The organism is uncultured Oscillibacter sp., assembly GCF_947654275.1.
Lineage (GTDB): Bacteria > Bacillota > Clostridia > Oscillospirales > Oscillospiraceae > Oscillibacter.
In genome coordinates, this window is sequence record NZ_CANTJS010000019.1 from 24,735 (window position 1) to 41,266 (window position 16,532).

14 protein-coding genes are annotated in these 16,532 nt (G+C 63.6%); 12 read left to right on the top strand and 2 right to left on the bottom strand.

Translation table 11 applies throughout. The annotated features are described in order from the left end of the window. Positions 1–153 precede the first annotated feature (153 nt). A complete protein-coding gene (locus Q0063_RS06900; protein WP_297871240.1) occupies positions 154–339 on the bottom strand; it encodes a hypothetical protein in 186 nt (61 codons plus the stop codon). Between the two features lie 160 nt (positions 340–499). Between Q0063_RS06900 and Q0063_RS06905 the strand changes: the two genes are divergently transcribed. From Q0063_RS06905 to Q0063_RS06945, 9 genes are all read left to right on the top strand, one after another. After that, a complete protein-coding gene (locus tag Q0063_RS06905) occupies positions 500–1,558 on the top strand; it encodes a D-alanine--D-alanine ligase (RefSeq protein ID WP_297871266.1) in 1,059 nt (352 codons plus the stop codon). 67 nt (positions 1,559–1,625) lie between these two features. After that, entirely contained in the window at positions 1,626–3,005 is a 1,380-nt protein-coding gene (murF, locus tag Q0063_RS06910) for a UDP-N-acetylmuramoyl-tripeptide--D-alanyl-D-alanine ligase (protein WP_297871241.1), read from the top strand. A gap of 67 nt (positions 3,006–3,072) precedes the next feature. Further along, the gene (gene abc-f / locus Q0063_RS06915) at positions 3,073–4,971 is read left to right on the top strand and encodes a ribosomal protection-like ABC-F family protein (RefSeq protein WP_297871242.1); all 1,899 of its coding nucleotides are present in this window, start codon (positions 3,073–3,075) and stop codon (positions 4,969–4,971) included. Between the two features lie 73 nt (positions 4,972–5,044). Then, the gene (locus Q0063_RS06920) at positions 5,045–5,779 is read left to right on the top strand and encodes a YdcF family protein (protein ID WP_297871243.1); all 735 of its coding nucleotides are present in this window, start codon (positions 5,045–5,047) and stop codon (positions 5,777–5,779) included. Positions 5,780–5,839: 60 nt separating this feature from the next. Then, a complete protein-coding gene (locus Q0063_RS06925; protein ID WP_297871244.1) occupies positions 5,840–6,217 on the top strand; it encodes a hypothetical protein in 378 nt (125 codons plus the stop codon). A 197-nt stretch (positions 6,218–6,414) separates the two neighbouring features. Next, positions 6,415–6,903 carry a flavodoxin gene (locus Q0063_RS06930; protein WP_297871245.1) on the top strand — a complete coding sequence of 163 codons (489 nt, stop codon included), beginning with the start codon at positions 6,415–6,417 and terminating at the stop codon, positions 6,901–6,903. Between the two features lie 330 nt (positions 6,904–7,233). Continuing rightward, a complete protein-coding gene (prfA, locus tag Q0063_RS06935) occupies positions 7,234–8,292 on the top strand; it encodes a peptide chain release factor 1 (RefSeq protein ID WP_297871267.1) in 1,059 nt (352 codons plus the stop codon). Between the two features lie 353 nt (positions 8,293–8,645). Beyond that, positions 8,646–10,307 (top strand): L-threonylcarbamoyladenylate synthase, encoded by a 1,662-nt coding sequence (locus Q0063_RS06940; protein WP_297871246.1) that lies wholly within the window; start codon positions 8,646–8,648, stop codon positions 10,305–10,307. A 21-nt stretch (positions 10,308–10,328) separates the two neighbouring features. Then, a complete protein-coding gene (locus Q0063_RS06945; RefSeq protein WP_297871247.1) occupies positions 10,329–11,744 on the top strand; it encodes an aminopeptidase in 1,416 nt (471 codons plus the stop codon). Positions 11,745–11,827: 83 nt separating this feature from the next. Here the strand turns inward: Q0063_RS06945 and Q0063_RS06950 are convergent, their stop codons facing one another. Continuing rightward, positions 11,828–13,114 (bottom strand): S-layer homology domain-containing protein, encoded by a 1,287-nt coding sequence (locus Q0063_RS06950; protein WP_297871248.1) that lies wholly within the window; start codon positions 13,112–13,114, stop codon positions 11,828–11,830. A gap of 328 nt (positions 13,115–13,442) precedes the next feature. On the opposite strand from Q0063_RS06950, the gene Q0063_RS06955 reads away from it, so the two are divergent. From Q0063_RS06955 to Q0063_RS06965, 3 genes are all read left to right on the top strand, one after another. Further along, entirely contained in the window at positions 13,443–13,883 is a 441-nt protein-coding gene (locus Q0063_RS06955) for an ACT domain-containing protein (protein WP_297871249.1), read from the top strand. Positions 13,884–13,923: 40 nt separating this feature from the next. Beyond that, positions 13,924–15,120, top strand: coding sequence for a homoserine dehydrogenase (locus tag Q0063_RS06960; RefSeq protein WP_297871250.1), 1,197 nt, complete (start codon positions 13,924–13,926; stop codon positions 15,118–15,120). A 116-nt stretch (positions 15,121–15,236) separates the two neighbouring features. Continuing rightward, positions 15,237–16,448: an aspartate kinase gene (locus Q0063_RS06965; RefSeq protein WP_297871251.1), complete on the top strand. Its 1,212-nt coding sequence runs from the start codon at positions 15,237–15,239 to the stop codon at positions 16,446–16,448. Positions 16,449–16,532: the final 84 nt, after the last annotated feature.

Below are 16,532 nucleotides of genomic sequence, written 5' to 3' on the forward strand. Positions count from 1 at the left end.
TTTGAGGCGCAAGAAAAGCAGCGCGCAAAAAAAGCGGTGCGCAAAAAAAGCGGGGCCCGCCGGAGAACCGGCGGGCTCCGCTTGCCGGAGGCCTCAGGTCTGCCGGGAGGTTTCTGGCAGCGGCGGCGGGACCAGCTCGGCGAACAGGTCCTGTCAGAAAATCGCAAAGGACGGGTCCTCAAAATCCGTGATGCGCCACCGGGCCGTCCGTTCATAGCCCCGGCGGCAGGCGGCGTCCTCTATGTCCAGGCCGGAGAGCCTGGGGTCCGGAGGCAGATTTCCCGTAATGTATGATTTCCGAATTTTTAATTCGGGAATCATACGTCCTTTGCCGGTCATGGAATCCCTCCCTTTTCAGCAGAATACCACAGGTTTTCCCCGGGCGCAAGGTCGAGCTTCGTCAAAACAGGCGGTTTTTGCGGTTGTATTCCGGATGCAGTTGTGCTAAACTATAGCAGATTATAATAAAATATGGTATGATACCGGCGAAGGGAAGATGATGAATTTGAAGATTGTTGTGCTGGCGGGAGGGCTCTCCACGGAACGGGCTGTGTCCCTGGTGACGGGGACCGGGATTTGCCGGGCTCTGCGGGAGCGGGGACACCGGGCCGTTTTTCTGGACCTGTTTTTAGGAATCGAGAACCCGCCGGGGGACCTGTCCGCCCTCTTTGATGCGGAGGACGGCCTGTGCCCCGACGCGAAAATCGAGACCACGGCCCCGGATCTGGAGGCCGTCCGGCGGAGCCGGCAGGACCAGAGCCCCCGGGTCTTCGGCCCCCATGTGCTGGAGCTGTGCCAGCTGGCGGACATCGTTTTCCTGGGCCTTCACGGCCAGGACGGCGAGGACGGCCGCATCCAGGCGGCGCTGGAGCTGCTGGGAGTGCCCTACACCGGGTCGGGCTATCTGGCCTCGGGCATCGCCATGGATAAGGCGGTTTCCAAACGGATGATGGATGCCTGCGGCATTCCCACGCCGCCCTGGCAGCTGCTGCACTACGCCCCGGAGGATGCGGAGCGTCTGGCCTGGGAGCTGCCCTGCGGCGTCATCAAATGCACCACCGGCGGGTCCTCCCTGGGGGTCTTCCTGCCGGAGACCCGGGAGGAGATGCGGACCGCCCTTCTGGAGGTGCGCCGCTTCGGCGGAGAAGTGCTGTGGGAACGGCGGATTACGGGCCGGGAGCTGACGGTGGCGGTGCTGGGAGACCGGGCCCTGCCGGCGGTGGAGACCGTGCCCGCCGGGAAGGATTTCGACTATGCCGCCAAGTACCAGAAGGGCGGCGCGGCGGAGACCTGCCCGGCGGACCTGACGGAGGCGGAGGCCGCCGCCGCCGGAGCGCTGGCCCTGAAGACCCACAGGGCCCTGGGCCTTTCGGTGTACTCCCGGACGGACATGATTCTGGACGGGGACGGGAAACTCTGGTGCCTGGAGGTCAACTCCCTGCCGGGCATGACGCCCACCAGCTTCGTGCCCCAGGAGGCCGCGGCGGCGGGCATGAGCTACGGGGAGCTGTGCGACGAAATCGTCCGGCTGTCCCTGGACATCAGGAGAAGAGACTGACCTACATATACAGGAAAGCGCCCCCGCCGGAGGGCGCGGGAGAAGGAACACGAGGAGGTTCATTGAGATGCGGTCGATGACTGTTGGCGAAATTGTCTCCGCTGTGGGCGGCACATGGCTGAATCCCCGGGAGGGAGCGCCTGCCGTGACAGAGGTCTGCACCGACAGCCGGAAGCTGACCCCGGGCTGTCTGTTTGTCCCCTGGGTGGGGGAGCGGTTCGACGGGCATGATTTCATTGAGGAGGCCCTTCAAAAGGGCGCGGCGGGCTGCTTCTGCGCCCGGGAAAAAACGCCGCAGACCCTGCGGGGGGACCGGTTTTACATTCAGGTGCCGGATACCCGGCTGGCCCTGCGGGACCTGGCCGCCGCCTATCGGGACCGGTTCCATATTCCGGTGGTCCAGATTACCGGCAGCGTGGGGAAAACCACCACCAAGGAGATGATCGCCGCCGTTCTGGAGGCGAAGCTCCGGGTCTGGAAAACCCCGGAGAACTATAACAACGACATCGGCACGCCGCTGACGCTGCTGGGCCTCGCCCCGGAGCATCAGGCGGCGGTGATTGAGACCGGCATGAACCACTTTGGCGAGATTGCCTATCTGGGGGCCATGGTCCGCCCGGACATCGCGGTGATTACCAACATCGGAGACGCCCACATCGAATTCCTGGGCAGCCGGGAGGGCATTCTGAAGGCCAAATGTGAAATTTTCCAGAGCCTGAAACCGGACGGCCTGGTGATTCTCAACGGGGACGACGGCCTGCTGGACACGGTGGATGTGCCCTTTCCCACCGTTCGCTGCGGCCGGTCCGAGCACTGCCAGGCCCGGGTCACCGAAACCGCCGACCACGGCATCGAGGGCATTTCCTGCACCGTGACCACGGAGCGGGACCGCTACTGCCTGACCATTCCCGCCCCCGGCGAGCACATGGCCTATTCCGCTTCCATCGCCGTGGCGGTGGGGGAGGCCCTGGGCCTCAGCCGGGAGGAGATCGTCCGGGGCGTGGGGAATTACCGCTCCCCCGGGGCCCGGATGCGGGTGGTGCGCCTGCCGGACCGAAGGGTGATTCTGGACGACTGCTACAACGCCAATCCCCAGTCCGTGGCGGCGGCTCTGGAGGTTCTGGCCAAGACCGAATGTGACCAGCGGATTGCCGTCCTGGGGGACGTGGGAGAGCTGGGGGGCCTGTCGGAGCGGGCCCACTACAACATGGGGGCCCTGGCGGCCATGCTGGGCATCGACCTGGTGGCGGCCATCGGGCCCAAGGCGGCGAAGATTGCCGACGGAGCTGCCCAGAGCGGCGGCGCGGCCCTCCACTTTGCCACTAAAGAGGAGGCCCTTCCGGAGCTCCGGCGGCAGCTGAAGCCCAACACCGCCATGCTGGTGAAGGCCTCTCACGCCATGCGCTTCGATCAGCTGTCGGAGCAGCTGCGGGGGGACTTTGAATGAGGCGCTTCCGGGAGAGGCCTAACAACATAATGAAAACACAAAAACAGGATAATAAGATGTATGAGCTATGATTGAGATACAAATTCAGTCCCTTGTCAAGTCCTTTGAGGTGGGCCGCAACGTTCTGGACGGCCTGACCTTTCAGATTGACCAGGGGGAGCGGGTGGGTCTGCTGGGCCGCAACGGCGCCGGCAAGACAACCCTGTTTAAAATCCTCACCGGAGAGCTGGACTGCGACGAGGGCACCGCGGTCATAGGCCAGGGCCGGCGGCTGGGTCTGATTTCCCAGATTCCCGTCTATCCGGCGGAGTACACGGTGGAGGACGTTCTCCGCTCCGCCTTCCGGCGTCTGGAGCGCCTGGCGGAGGAGATGAAGGTCCTGGAGAACCGCATGTCGGCAGGGGAGACGGATTCCGCCCTGCTGCGGCGGTACGGGACCCTGGCGGAGCGCTTCGAGGTGTTCGGCGGCTACGACACCGAGGTGGCTGTGAACAAAATCGCAGGGGGCCTGTCCATCACGCCGGAGATGCGCGCCCAGCTGTTCGACAGCCTCTCCGGCGGCGAGAAGACCCGGGTGAACCTGGGCCGCCTGATTCTGGAGGACACGGACATCCTGCTGCTGGACGAGCCCACCAACCACCTGGATCTCCACGCCACCGAGTGGCTGGAGGAGTATATCCGGGGCTTCCGGGGCACTGTTGTCGCCATCTCCCACGACCGCTATTTCCTGGACCGGGTGGTAACCCGTATCATCGAGATTGAGAACGGAAAGGCGGAGTTTTACAGCGGAAACTACAGCTTTTACGCCGTGGAAAAGGAACGCCGCTACCAGGAGCGCATGAAGCAGTATGAGAAGGAGCAGGCCAAAATCCAGCAGCTGGAGAAGGCGGCGGAGCAGCTGCGGGTCTGGGCCTTCATGGGCATGGATAAAACCTACCGCCGGGCCGTCAACATCGAGCGGCGCATTGAGCGGATGCGGACCACCGCCAAGCCCACCAGGGCGAGGAAAATGGACGCCCGCTTCTCCACCGCCGAGTTTCACGGGGACGAGCTGCTGGGCATCCGGAACGTCGCCAAGGCCTATGGGGAGAAGCGCCTCTTCGACGGCATCACCTTGAAGGTGGAGGGGGGCGAACGCATCGCCCTCATCGGGGACAACGGCACCGGGAAATCCACGCTGATTAAAATGATTGTGGGGGAGCTGTACCCCGATGAGGGCCGCATCAAAACCGGTCCCCAGACCCGGACGGCCTATCTGCCCCAGATCATCCACTTTGACCACCCGGATTGGAACCTGGTGGAGAACATGATGGCGGCCAGGCGGGGCCTGTCGGCCCAGAGCGCCCGGAACCGGCTGGCGGCTTACGACTTCCGGGGAGAGGACGTTTTCAAGCCCGTGTCCGTTCTCTCCGGGGGCGAGCAGAGCCGGCTGCGGCTGTGTATGCTGATGGACGACGAAATCAACTTCCTGATTCTGGACGAGCCCACCAACCACCTGGACATCGCTTCCCGGGAATGGATTGAGGAGGCGGTGGAGAGCTATGACGGCACACTGCTGTTCGTCAGTCACGACCGTTACTTCATCAACCGCTTCGCCACGCGGATCTGGGAGCTGGCGGAGGGCACCATCACCGACTATCCCTGCGGCTTTGCCCAGTACCGGCAGCTGAAGGCCCAGGAGGAGGCGGAAAAGCCCGCCCCGCTTAAGCCCGTCAGGGAGAAGGCGGAGCGCCCCGTCCGGGGCAGCCGGGCCCAGCAGAACGCCAGGCGGCAGCTGACCATCTGTGAGCGGGACATTGCCAAGGCGGAGGAAACAATCGCCGCCCTGGAGGCGGACATGGAGGCCGCCGCCTGCGACTACCAGCGGCTGACGGCCCTGACGGAGGAGCGGGAGGCCGCTCAGGCGGAGCTGGACGCCCTCTATGGGAAGTGGGAGCGGCTCAGCGAGGAAGCCGGAGAGGGTTAAGGCTTCGCCTATTAGGAATGAGGAGTTAGGAATTAGGAATTTGTTTAGAAAAATTCGAAAGAGCTGTTTACTGATGGGGCTGCTGGTTCTGCTGGGGCTGGGGCTGATTGTGATACCCAACGGGATGCGGTTCACCGGCTGGTTTCTGCTGGGGACGGCGGCGGTGTGGGCTCTGGGACTGCTGCTGGGCCGCTGGGCCAGAAGGTCCGGGGCCGGAAAAATCTGCCTGCGGCTGTTTTCCTTTGGGCTGGCGGTGGGGCTTTCCTGCCTGATCTCCATTGAAATCCTTCTGCTGCGCCACGGCGAGGCAGACCACTCCGCCGTTCCGGTGGACGCGGTGATCGTCCTGGGGGCCGGGGTCAACGGCGAGACGCCCTCGGCGGCGCTGTGGACCCGCATTCAGGCGGCAAGGGCCTATCTGGAGAAGCACCCGGATATTCCGGTGGTGCTCTCCGGGGGCCAGGGCAGGGGGGAGGACATCTCCGAGGCCGAGGCCATGCGCCGGGCTCTTTGGAGCGACAGCCAGGAGGCCAATGCCCGGTATCTGATGGAAGAGCGCTCCACCAACACGGCGGAGAATTTCCGGTACTCCAGGGAGCTGCTGGAGCAGCGGGGCCTGGACACGGAGACGGCGGTGATTGCCGTGGTAACCAATGATTTCCACTGCTTCCGGGCCCATATGATTGCCCAGAAGCAGGGCTTCGGCACGGTGATCGACGTGCCGGCGGAGCTGCCCTGGTGGTGGCTCACCGCCAATTACTATCTGCGGGAGGCCTTCGCCGTGGTGAAAACGGCGCTGTTCGACTGAGGAAAGCGAGGCATTTGCATGTCAGCGGAAGCCGGCATCAGGATACAATATGCGGAGGGAATGGGCGAGATCACGGAGGCGGCGGTGAAACGGCTGCTGAAAAAAATCCGCCGGGGCGCCTGCGGACACCTGTATCTGGCGCTGGACCCCGATGGGGAATCCTCCTTTTTGCAGATGGACAGCGGAAACGGGCGTATCTTTCTGGCGATTGGTGAAGAGCGGCTGGAGGGAAACCGGGTCCGGTGGATTCGTTATATGAGCCATGATCCGCGGTATGACGGCTCGGAGGAGGAGGCTCCTGTCCGCGCCGGACAGGAGCGGATTCTGATGCGGGAAACCATACGGGACGCCGGACTGGCGGCCGCCTGTGTGGAGCACTATATCCGGACCGGAGAGCCCTGGCCCGGCATGGAGTGGATGAAATTGGATGATGGGTGATTAGAGCCTGTTTAAAATCTCCCCGCACACGTCTTGACAGTGTATTTTCCGCCCTGACTGCGTTAAAAATCCTTGCCATCCGTCAGGATGCCTGCGGATTTTTGCCTTGCAGGACAAAAAATCCCCTCGCCAATACGCACACGTTGAGATATTAAACAGGCTCTTAGACTTTATATCGGTAAGGAGATGAGCGCCAAGTGGCATGGAATAATGTGCTCTGCATGTACTATTCCCGGACGGGCCGCACGAAAAAGGCCATGGAGGACATCGCCCAGGCCCTGGGGGCCGAGCTGGTGGAGCTGCGGGACGGCGTGGACCGCAGCGGCTGGGGCGGCTGGGTCCGCTGCGGCCTGGATGCCATGCGCAAAAGCACCCGCCCGGTGAAATATCAGACCAAGTTCCCCCTGACGGATTACCGGCTGGTCATCATCGGCACCCCCGTTTGGGCGGGCCGGTGCAGCAGCGTGGTCCGGGGCTTTTTGAAGCAGCACGGGAGGGAGCTGCGGAACGCCTCCTATGTGCTGACCCGGGGCAGCGAGGATAAAAACGAGGAGATTTTCGAGCAGATGGACCTCTATACCCCCTGCGGACACCGGACCGCCGTCTCCCTGCGGCCTGACTCCGTGGGCTTCGCCTTCTGGCAGGAGGAGTTTTTGCGCCAAACCAAGGAGTTTTTGCAGAGCTGAGAGACTTCGGTCGAGGTAGGTCTCTGCACCCTGGTCGGGTTTTTGCGCCAGACCAAGGAGTTTTTGCAGAGCTGAGAGACTTCGGTCGAGGGAGCCCTCTGCGTCCTGGTCGGGTTTTAGCGCCAGACCAAGGAGTTTTTGCAGAGCTGAGAGTCTTCGGTCAAAAGAGGTCTCCGGGCCGCTGAAGGCCTTTATGCGCCAGGCTTTTATGCGCCAGGCTTTTATGCGCCAGGCTTTTATGCGCCAGACCAGGGAGTTTCCGCAAAGCCGGGGGCTGGCGGTGTTTCCGGATATACCGGATATATGTGTTGGATGGAGGGAAGGATGCCGATGCTGGACAAACTGAAAGAACTGGCTCTGCGCCGGGAGGACCTGGAAGCCCAGCTGGCGGACCCCGCCGTCTACGGCGACAGCGCCCGCCTGCGGGAGATACAGAGGGAGCTGAAGGAGCTGACGCCCATTGCCGACGGGTGGCGGGAGCTGAAGGAGGCCGAGGCCCGCCGGGCGGAGGCGGAAGCCCTGCTTCACGACCCGGAGATGAGGGAGCTGGCCCAGGAGGAATTCCAGGCCGCCCGGGCGGAGGCGGAGCGGCTGCGGGAGCGGCTGAAAATACTGCTGCTGCCCAGGGACCCCAACGACGGGCGGAACGTCATTCTGGAGCTCCGGGGAGGCGTAGGCGGCGAGGAGGGGGCCCTCTTCGCCGGGACGCTGCTGAGGATGTATACTATGTATGCCCAGCGCCGGGGCTGGCGGACCGAGGTGGTGAGCCTGAATGAAACGGAGCTGGGGGGCGTGAAGGAGTGCAGCGTGCTGATTGAGGGGGAAGACGTGTTTTCCCGTTTGAAATTCGAGAGCGGCGTCCACCGGGTCCAGCGGGTGCCGGAGACCGAGTCCGGGGGCCGCATCCACACCAGCGCCGCCACCGCCGCCGTCCTGCCGGAGGCGGAGGAGGTGGACGTGGAGATTGAACCCAGGGACCTTCAGATTGACACATATCGTTCCTCTGGCGCGGGAGGCCAGCATGTCAACAAAACCGAGTCCGCCATCCGCATCACCCATCTGCCCACGGGGCTGGTGGTGGAGTGTCAGGATGAACGGAGCCAGTATAAGAACAAGGACAAGGCCATGAAGGTTCTCCGCTCCCGGCTCTACGACATGGAGAGGGCCAGACGGGACGCCGCCGCCGCGTCGGAGCGGCGGAGCCAGGTGGGCAGCGGCGACCGCAGCGAGCGCATCCGGACCTATAATTTTCCGCAGGGCCGGGTGACGGACCACCGCATCGGCCTGACGCTCTATAAGCTGGACGCCGTGCTGAACGGGGACCTGGACGAGATTGTGGACGCTCTGACTACGGCGGACCAGGCGGAGCGGCTGGCGGGCGAAAGCTGAGAGTTGAGAGTGAAGAGTTGAGATGGCCGGCAGAGTTGGGGCCTGTCGTCAATCGGGTGATTTTGCAGACAAAGGATTTCCTGCGCCGCGGGTGACTGAGCGACAACGCGGCAGAAAAAAGTTTCGTGAGGAACTGGCCGCCGCGGGCGCCAGGGCGGCAACGCGGCAGAAAAAAGTTTCGTGAGGAACTGGCCGCCGCGGGTGCCAGGGCGGCAACGCGGCAGAAAAAAGTTTCGTGAGGAACTGGCCGCCGTGAGTGCCAGAGCGGCAACGCGTCAGAAAAAAGTTTCGCGAGGAACTGGCCGCCGTGAGTGCCAGAGCGGCAACGCGGCAGAAAAAAGAGAGGCGAAGATATGCAGACGATTTATTACGACCTGCGGGATACCAAGGGCCAGCAGAAGGAGATTGAGGACAAGATTTCCGCTGCCGCCAAGATTCTCCGGGAGGGGGGACTGGTGGCTATTCCCACCGAAACAGTGTATGGCCTGGGGGCCAACGCCCTGGAACCGGCGGCGGTGGCGCGCATCTTTGAGGTGAAGGGCCGGCCCCAGGACAACCCCCTGATTATCCACGTGACCGGGGCCCAGTGGCTGCCCCGGTACTGCGCGGAGATTCCTCCCATCGCCTATGTGCTGGCCCGGAAGTTCTGGCCCGGCCCTCTGACGATGATCCTGAAGCGTCAGCCTCTGGTGCCGGACGCCACCACGGCGGGACTGGACACCGTGGGCGTCCGCTGCCCCAACCATCCCGTCACCCTGTCCATCATCCGGGAGGCGGGAGTGCCCATTGCCGCCCCCAGCGCCAACACCTCCGGCCGGCCCAGCTGCACGTCTGCCGCTGATGTGCTGGAGGACGTGGGAGGCCGGATTGAGGGCATTGTGGACGGCGGCCCCTGCGCGGTGGGTGTGGAGTCCACGGTGCTGGACCTGACCTGTGAGCCTCCCAAGCTGCTGCGGCCCGGCGGACTGCCGGTGGAGGACATCGAGCGCCTCATCGGCCACGTGGACGTGGACCGGGCGGTTCACAGGATGCTGGAGAAGGGGGAGCGGCCCGCCGCGCCGGGCATGAAGTACCGCCATTATGCCCCCAAGGCCCCCGTCACCGTGGTCGCCGGCGCTCCGGCGGCCTCCGCCCGGGAAATCGAGCGCCGGATGGGACCTGCCTCCGGCATCATCTGCTTTGACGAGTACGTCCCCCTCTTCGCCGGACACGAGGTTCATCCCCTGGGGCCCTGCGCCGACAAGCAGATTCAGGCCCAGCGCCTGTTTGAGGCCCTGCGGACCTTCGACGGGACCAACGTCACGGAGATTCTGGCCCAGTGCCCGGACAACCGGGGCCTCGGCTTGGCCATCGGCAACCGCCTGAAGAAGGCGGCGGGCTTCCACGTGGTGGAGGCGGACAGCCAGCGGATTATCCTGGGGCTCACCGGCGGCACCGGCGCGGGGAAAACCAGCGCCCTGGACGCCCTGCGGGACCTGGGCGGAGGCGTCATCGACTGCGACGCGGTGTATCACGAGATTCTAACGGGCAGTCAGGAGTTCCAGAACGCCATCAATGAGAAATTCCCCGGTGTTTTCTCTCCCGACGGACGGCTGAACCGGAAGAAGCTGGGACAGGAGGTTTTTGCCAAGAAGGACCGGCTGGACCAGCTGAACGCCATTGTGTTCCGCTTCCTGGTGCCGGAGCTGGAGCGGCGCATCCAGGCCATAGAAGGCCTGTGCGCCGTGGACGCCATCAATCTGCTGGAGAGCGGACTGGACCGTCTCTGCGACTGCACCGTGGCGGTGACGGCCCCCACGGAGCTGCGGGTGAAACGCATCATGGCGCGGGACGGCATCACGGAGCACTATGCCCGGCTGCGGATCAACGCCCAGAAGCAGGACGAGTATTACCGGGGGAAATGCGACTGTGAGCTGAACAACGCTTCGGATTCCCCGGAGCTCTTCCGGAAGGACGCCCGGCTGTTTTTTGAACGGCTGGTGGAGTCTATACGGGAGGAAAAGCGGGTAAACTGAATTTATAAGGAGGAAACGACAATGGAACCTATGGATAAGGATGCCTTTAAACAGCTGAAGGAGACCCTTCTCTCCGGCAGGAAAAACGGCTATGACAGGCTGAACGGCGCGGAGCTGGGGGCCATGGAGGACTACTGCGCCGGATACAGGGCGTTTCTGGACGCCGGCAAGACCGAGCGGCTCTGCGCAGCCGAGGTAATCCGCATGGCGGAGACTGCCGGATACCGGCCCTACAGCCGGGAGATGGCCCTGAGCGCCGGGGACAAGGTTTATGTCTGCAACCGGGGCAAGGCCGTGATGCTGGCCCGCATCGGAAAGAAGCCCCTGGCGGAGGGCGTCCAGATTGCCGCCGCCCATATCGACTCCCCCAGACTGGACCTGAAGCCCAACCCCCTCTATGAGGACAGTGAGCTGGCCTATTTCAAGACCCACTACTACGGCGGCATTCGGAAATACCAGTGGGTGACCATTCCCCTGGCCCTTCACGGCGTGGTTGCGCTGAAGGACGGGACCCGCGTGACGGTCCGCATCGGTGAGGACGAGGGAGAGCCCCGTCTGGTCATCACGGACCTGCTGCCCCACCTGGGGGCCGCCCAGAACAAGAAGCCCCTGGCGGAGGCCGTTCCCGGAGAGACGCTGAATCTGCTGCTGGGCAGCCGGCCCATCGGCGGCGAGGAGGAGAGCGGCCGGGTGAAGCTGGCGGTGATGAAGCTGCTTCACGACAAATACGGCATTGTGGAGGACGACCTGACCTCTGCGGAGCTGGAGGCGGTGCCGGCGGTGAAGGCCTGCGACATCGGGCTGGACCGCTCCATGATCGGCGCGTACGGCCACGACGACCGGGTCTGCGCCTATGCGGCCCTCCGGGCTCTGCTGGACCTGGAGGAGACGCCGGAGAAGACCGCCGTCTGCATTCTGGCGGACAAGGAGGAGATCGGCTCCGACGGCGTGACGGGAATGCAGTCCGCCGCCTTCGATACCTTTATGGAGGATCTCTGCGCCGCCCAGGGCACGGCCCTGCGGGTCTGCTATGAAAAATCCTTCTGCCTCAGCGCCGACGTGACGGCGGCCTATGACCCCAATTACCCCGACGTCTTTGAGAAGCGGAACGAATCCCAGCTGAACTACGGCATTGGCCTGTGCAAATACACCGGGGCCCGGGGCAAGTCCGGGGCCTCCGACGCCGACGCGGAGACCGTGGCCTATGTCCGGCGGCTGTTCGACGAGGCGGGGGTCATCTGGCAGATCAGCGAGCTGGGCAAGGTGGACGCCGGCGGCGGCGGCACCGTGGCCATGTATATGGCCAACCGGAACATCACCACCCTGGACGCCGGCGTGCCGGTGCTGAGCATGCACGCCCCCTTTGAGACGGTGTCCAAGCTGGACTGCTACGAGACCTATAAGGGTATGAAGGCGGTTTTCCAGGCCGGAAACTGACGCCCCGCCTTTGCGGGAATCAGACGCGAAAAACTCCCTGTGCCAAGGTGCACAGGGAGTTTTGTCCGCTAAAAGCAGGAGCCTCAGCCCGCTGTTCCGGCTGCGGGTTCCAGGGGAGCCGCCGGTTTTTCATCCTTCGCTTCTCCGCCCTCTGGTTTTTCGCCCGCCGGTTTTTCGCCCGCTGGTTCTGTATCCTCCGCTTCCTGATTTGGCGTTTGACCGGGCTCCGGCGCGGCGCCGCTCTGAGGCGGGGTTTTGTCGGTCAGCTCCGGCTGCGCCCAGGGCAGGGGGGCGGAATTGACCTCACAGGATATCTGGTAGGCGCCAAGACTGTCAAAACGGAAGGTGCTCTCTTCCGGCAGAACCACCCGCCAGGAGACCGTGCCGCCCATCCGGTCGTCCTCCGCGTCCAGGGCCTCCAGAACGATGTTCTGGGGCTGGCCGGTCATCTCCGAGAGCTGATAATAGTTGTGGTCCTCCGGCCAGTCCACCAGGTCGGCAAAGGCCTCGTCCCAGCGGTAATAGCTGAAGACATAGGAGACGCCGGAGTCCTCCTCATCCCAGCGGACGGAGTAATTCCAGGCCTGGAAGAGGGGGAAGGGGACCGTGATGGAGAAGGCGGCTTCGGTGGGGGAATAGATGTCCACCTGGGCCCGGGACTCATAGACGGAATGGCTTGTAAAGGAGCTGCCGTCCAGCCCCAGGGAGCCGGCGGGTCCGGAGGCGCTGAGGGTCTGGAGGGGCCGGGCCTCCGGCGGCGCTTCGGGAGCCGGTTCCCTCTCCAGACTCCGGCGGAGGAAGGTCACAATCTGCCCCCGGGTACAGGGGGCGTCGGGGGAAAAGGTGGTTTCCGAGGTGCCGGCGGTGACGCCGGTTTCCACCGCCCAGGAAACGGCCTGGGCATAGTCCGCCGCCGGGTCCACGTCGTCAAAGACAGCGGGGGCTTCCGGGGCGGGGCTTCCGGCATAGCGCCAGAAGTAGCCCATGACCTCCCCCCGGGAACAGGGGGTGTCGGGGTCCAGGGTTTCCCCGGCGGACAGGATGTGCTCCTCCAGGGCCCAGAGGACGGGGGCGTAATAGTGGGCGGTTTCCTTCACATCGGAATATGGATTTGCCGTGTCCGCCCGGGGCTCCGGGGAGCCGGCGGACCGCCACAGAAAGGTCAGAATCTGCCCCCGGGTGCAGGAGGCGTCGGGGGAAAAGGTGGTTTCCGTGGTGCCGGCGGTGATGCCCTGTTCCACGGCCCAGGCCACGGCGGCGGAATAGTATTGGTCCGCGGCCACATCCTCGAAGACGGTGGCCGACGCCGAAGGCGCTGCGGCCGCCGTCAGGGCCAGCGCCAGGACCAGGGACGCCAGTGTTCGTTTCATGAGTGTGTCCTCACTTTTTCAGAATGGACGCCGGCGGAACGCCGCCGGACAGAAGCGGCTGTCTTCCGCCTGCTTCTATTCTAAGGGATTTTTCCCCTGCTGGCAAGACCCAGAATGAAAAAGGCATATTTTTCTTTTTTCGGGGGACTTTCCGTTTCTTTCCTCACCGGCGGCAGCTCCGGGCACCGGCATTTTGCCCACTGGCAGGGCCGTTTTCCGGTGAAGTTTCCCCGATTCCGACAAAAGAACTTTGCCGCATTTTGTTGCGGAAAAGGCGAAAATATGTTACCATGCTGTGAAGACAAATGACCGCAAGAGGTGGACGAACATGGCGAAAGCGATCAAGTATTATATTGTGGCGGCGGAGGCTCTGCCGGAGATCTTTGTCAAGGTGGCGGAGGCCAAACGGATGATGCAGACCGGCGAGGCGGACACCGTAGGGGAGGCCACCAAGCTGGCGGGCATCAGCCGCAGCGCCTTTTACAAGTACAAGGATGCGGTTCAGCCCTTCAACGACATGAAATCCGAGCATATCATTACCTTTTACGCCATGCTGAAGGATGTGGCCGGGGTGCTGTCCGGCGTCCTGTCGGTGTTTGCGGCCTCCGGGGCCAACATTCTGACCATCAATCAGAGCATCCCCACCAACGGCTGCGCGGCAGTGACCATCTCCGCCGAGACCAGCGGCCTGTCGGAGACCCTGGAGCAGCTCATGGCCGACGCGGCGGCGCTGAACGGCGTGGTGCGGTTCGAGATTCTGGCGGGCTGACCGTCGGCGCGGAGAAGAAACATACAAAAAGGATGATGACATGATTAAAATAGCGATTTTGGGCCTGGGCACCGTGGGCACCGGCGTAGCCAAGGTGGTGACGGAGAACGCCCGGCAGATTGAACGGAAGCTGGGGGAGCCCCTCCAGGTCAAGACGGTTCTGGTCCGGACCTTCCGGGACGGACCCTACCGCCAGCTGATGACCGATGATTTCAAGAAGATTGAGGACGACGAGGAAATCCGGGTGGTGGTGGAGACCATCGGCGGCGTGGACGCGGCCTATGAATACACCCGCCGGGCCCTTTCCGCCGGGAAGCACGTGGTCACGGCCAACAAGCAGCTGGTGGCGGAGAAGGGCTGCGAGCTGCTGGCTCTGGCGAAAAAGAAGAATGTCAGCTATCTGTTTGAGGCCAGCGTAGGCGGCGGCATTCCGGTGATTCACCCCCTGACCCAGTGCATGGCGGCCAACCGCATCGACGAGGTCTATGGGATTCTGAACGGGACCACCAACTATATTCTCACCCGGATGGTCCGCACGGGGGCCTTTTTCTCCGACGCCCTCCGGGAGGCCCAGGCCAAGGGCTACGCCGAGGCGGACCCCACCGCCGACGTGGAGGGCATTGACGCGGGACGGAAAATCTGCATCCTGGGCGACCTGGCCTTCGGGCGGCAGATTGACCCGGAGGGGGTGCCCATGGAGGGCATTTCCAGGCTGAGCCTCCGGGATGTGAAGGTGGCCCAGCGGGCGGGCTTCCGGGTGAAGCTGCTGGGCCGGGCGGTCCGGCTGCCCGGCGGAGGCCGAACGGCCTATGTGGCCCCCCACCTGATTCCGGAGTCCAGCCCCATCGCCAATGTGGAAGATGTATTCAACGCCGTGGTGGTCCGGGGCAACGCCACCGGAGAAGTGATGTTCTATGGCCGGGGCGCCGGAGAGCTGCCCACGGCGTCGGCCTGTGTGGCGGACGTGATGGAGTGCCTTCAGGCCAGCCCCCGGCGGGAGGAGATTGGCTGGAGCCCTGAGACAGACGGGTTTGTGGACCCCCTGGAGCTGAAGACCCGCCATTATTTCCGCATCGAGGGCAGCCTTTCCGAGGCGGCCATGGCCTTTGGACAGGTGGAGGTCCTCAGCGAGGACGGCGAGACCGCCTTTTTGACCGAGGCGCTCAGCGGCCGGGACGCCGCCCGGCAGGCCCGGGGCCTGCATGTGCTGGCCTGTATGCGGGTTCTGGAGGACTGACGCTCCTTCTGCCCGCCGCATAGGATAGAGCGGGGGAGCGGATGCGTTCCCGGACTGTCCCGTCCTCCGCCGGAGGACCCTCGACTTGATTTCAAGCTAAGAAGGAAGACAGACACATGAGTTTAATCGTACAGAAATTCGGCGGCAGCTCCGTGAGGGATGCCCAGCGCATCCAAAATGTCGCCCGAATCATTGCGGAGACCTATATGAAGGGGAACGACGTCATCGTCGTTCTGTCCGCCCAGGGGGATACCACCGACGACCTCCTTGCCAAGGCGGCGGAGATCAACCCCCATGCCTCCAAACGGGAACTGGATATGCTGCTGGCCACCGGCGAGCAGATTTCCGTGGCGCTCTGCGCCATGGCCCTGGAGGCTATGGGCCTGCCCTGCGTGTCCCTGGCGGCGTGGCAGGTGGGCATCCAGTCCACCGCCGTCCACAGCGACGCCCGCATCAAGAAGATTGACCCCGAGCGGGTTCAGGCGGAGCTGGACCAGCACCGCATCGTCATTGTCACCGGCTTCCAGGGCGTGGACAGGGCCGGGGACGTCACCACCCTGGGCCGGGGCGGCTCCGACACCAGCGCCGTGGCGCTGGCGGCGGCCTTCCGGGCCGGCCTGTGCCAGATTTACACCGATGTGGACGGCGTCTATACCACGGACCCCCGCATCGTGCCCGGCGCGCGGAAGCTGGACGAGATTACCTATGACGAGATGCTGGAGCTGGCGTCCCAGGGCGCTCAGGTGCTCCACAACCGCAGCGTGGAGCTGGCGAAGAAGTACAGAGTGAATTTGGAAGTCGTGTCCAGTCTGGAGCGCAAGCCGGGCACGAAAGTCAAGGAGGTTACCAAAGTGGAAAAGACCAACATTGCCGGCGTGGCCAAGGACACCAGCATCTCCCGGGTGGCCCTGGTGGGTCTTCAGCACAACCCCGGCGTCGCCTTCCAGGTCTTTGACCTGCTGAGCAAGCACAACATCAATGTGGACGTGATTTTGCAGTCCATCGGCCGGGAGGACACCAAGGATATTACCTTTACCATCCATAAAAAGGACCAGGAGGAAGTGGAGGCCATTCTCAACGAGCACAGGGAGGCTCTGCGCTTCGACCACATCGAGTCCGACGACAAAATCGGAAAGGTGTCCATCGTGGGCGCGGGTCTCATGAGCAACTGCGGCGTGGCGGCCAAGATGTTCGAGGCCCTCTACGAGGCCGGCGTCAACATCCAGATGATCAACACCTCGGAAATCCGGGTCTCCGTCCTGCTGGACGAGGAGGACGTGAACCGGGCCGTGAAGGCCATCCACGACAAGTTCTTTGACGAAATCTGAAAACAGAGTGGAGAGTGAAGAGTGGAGAGTGAAGATGTTCGTCATCTGAATCTCCACTCTCAACACTTCACTCTTAAAAAATGG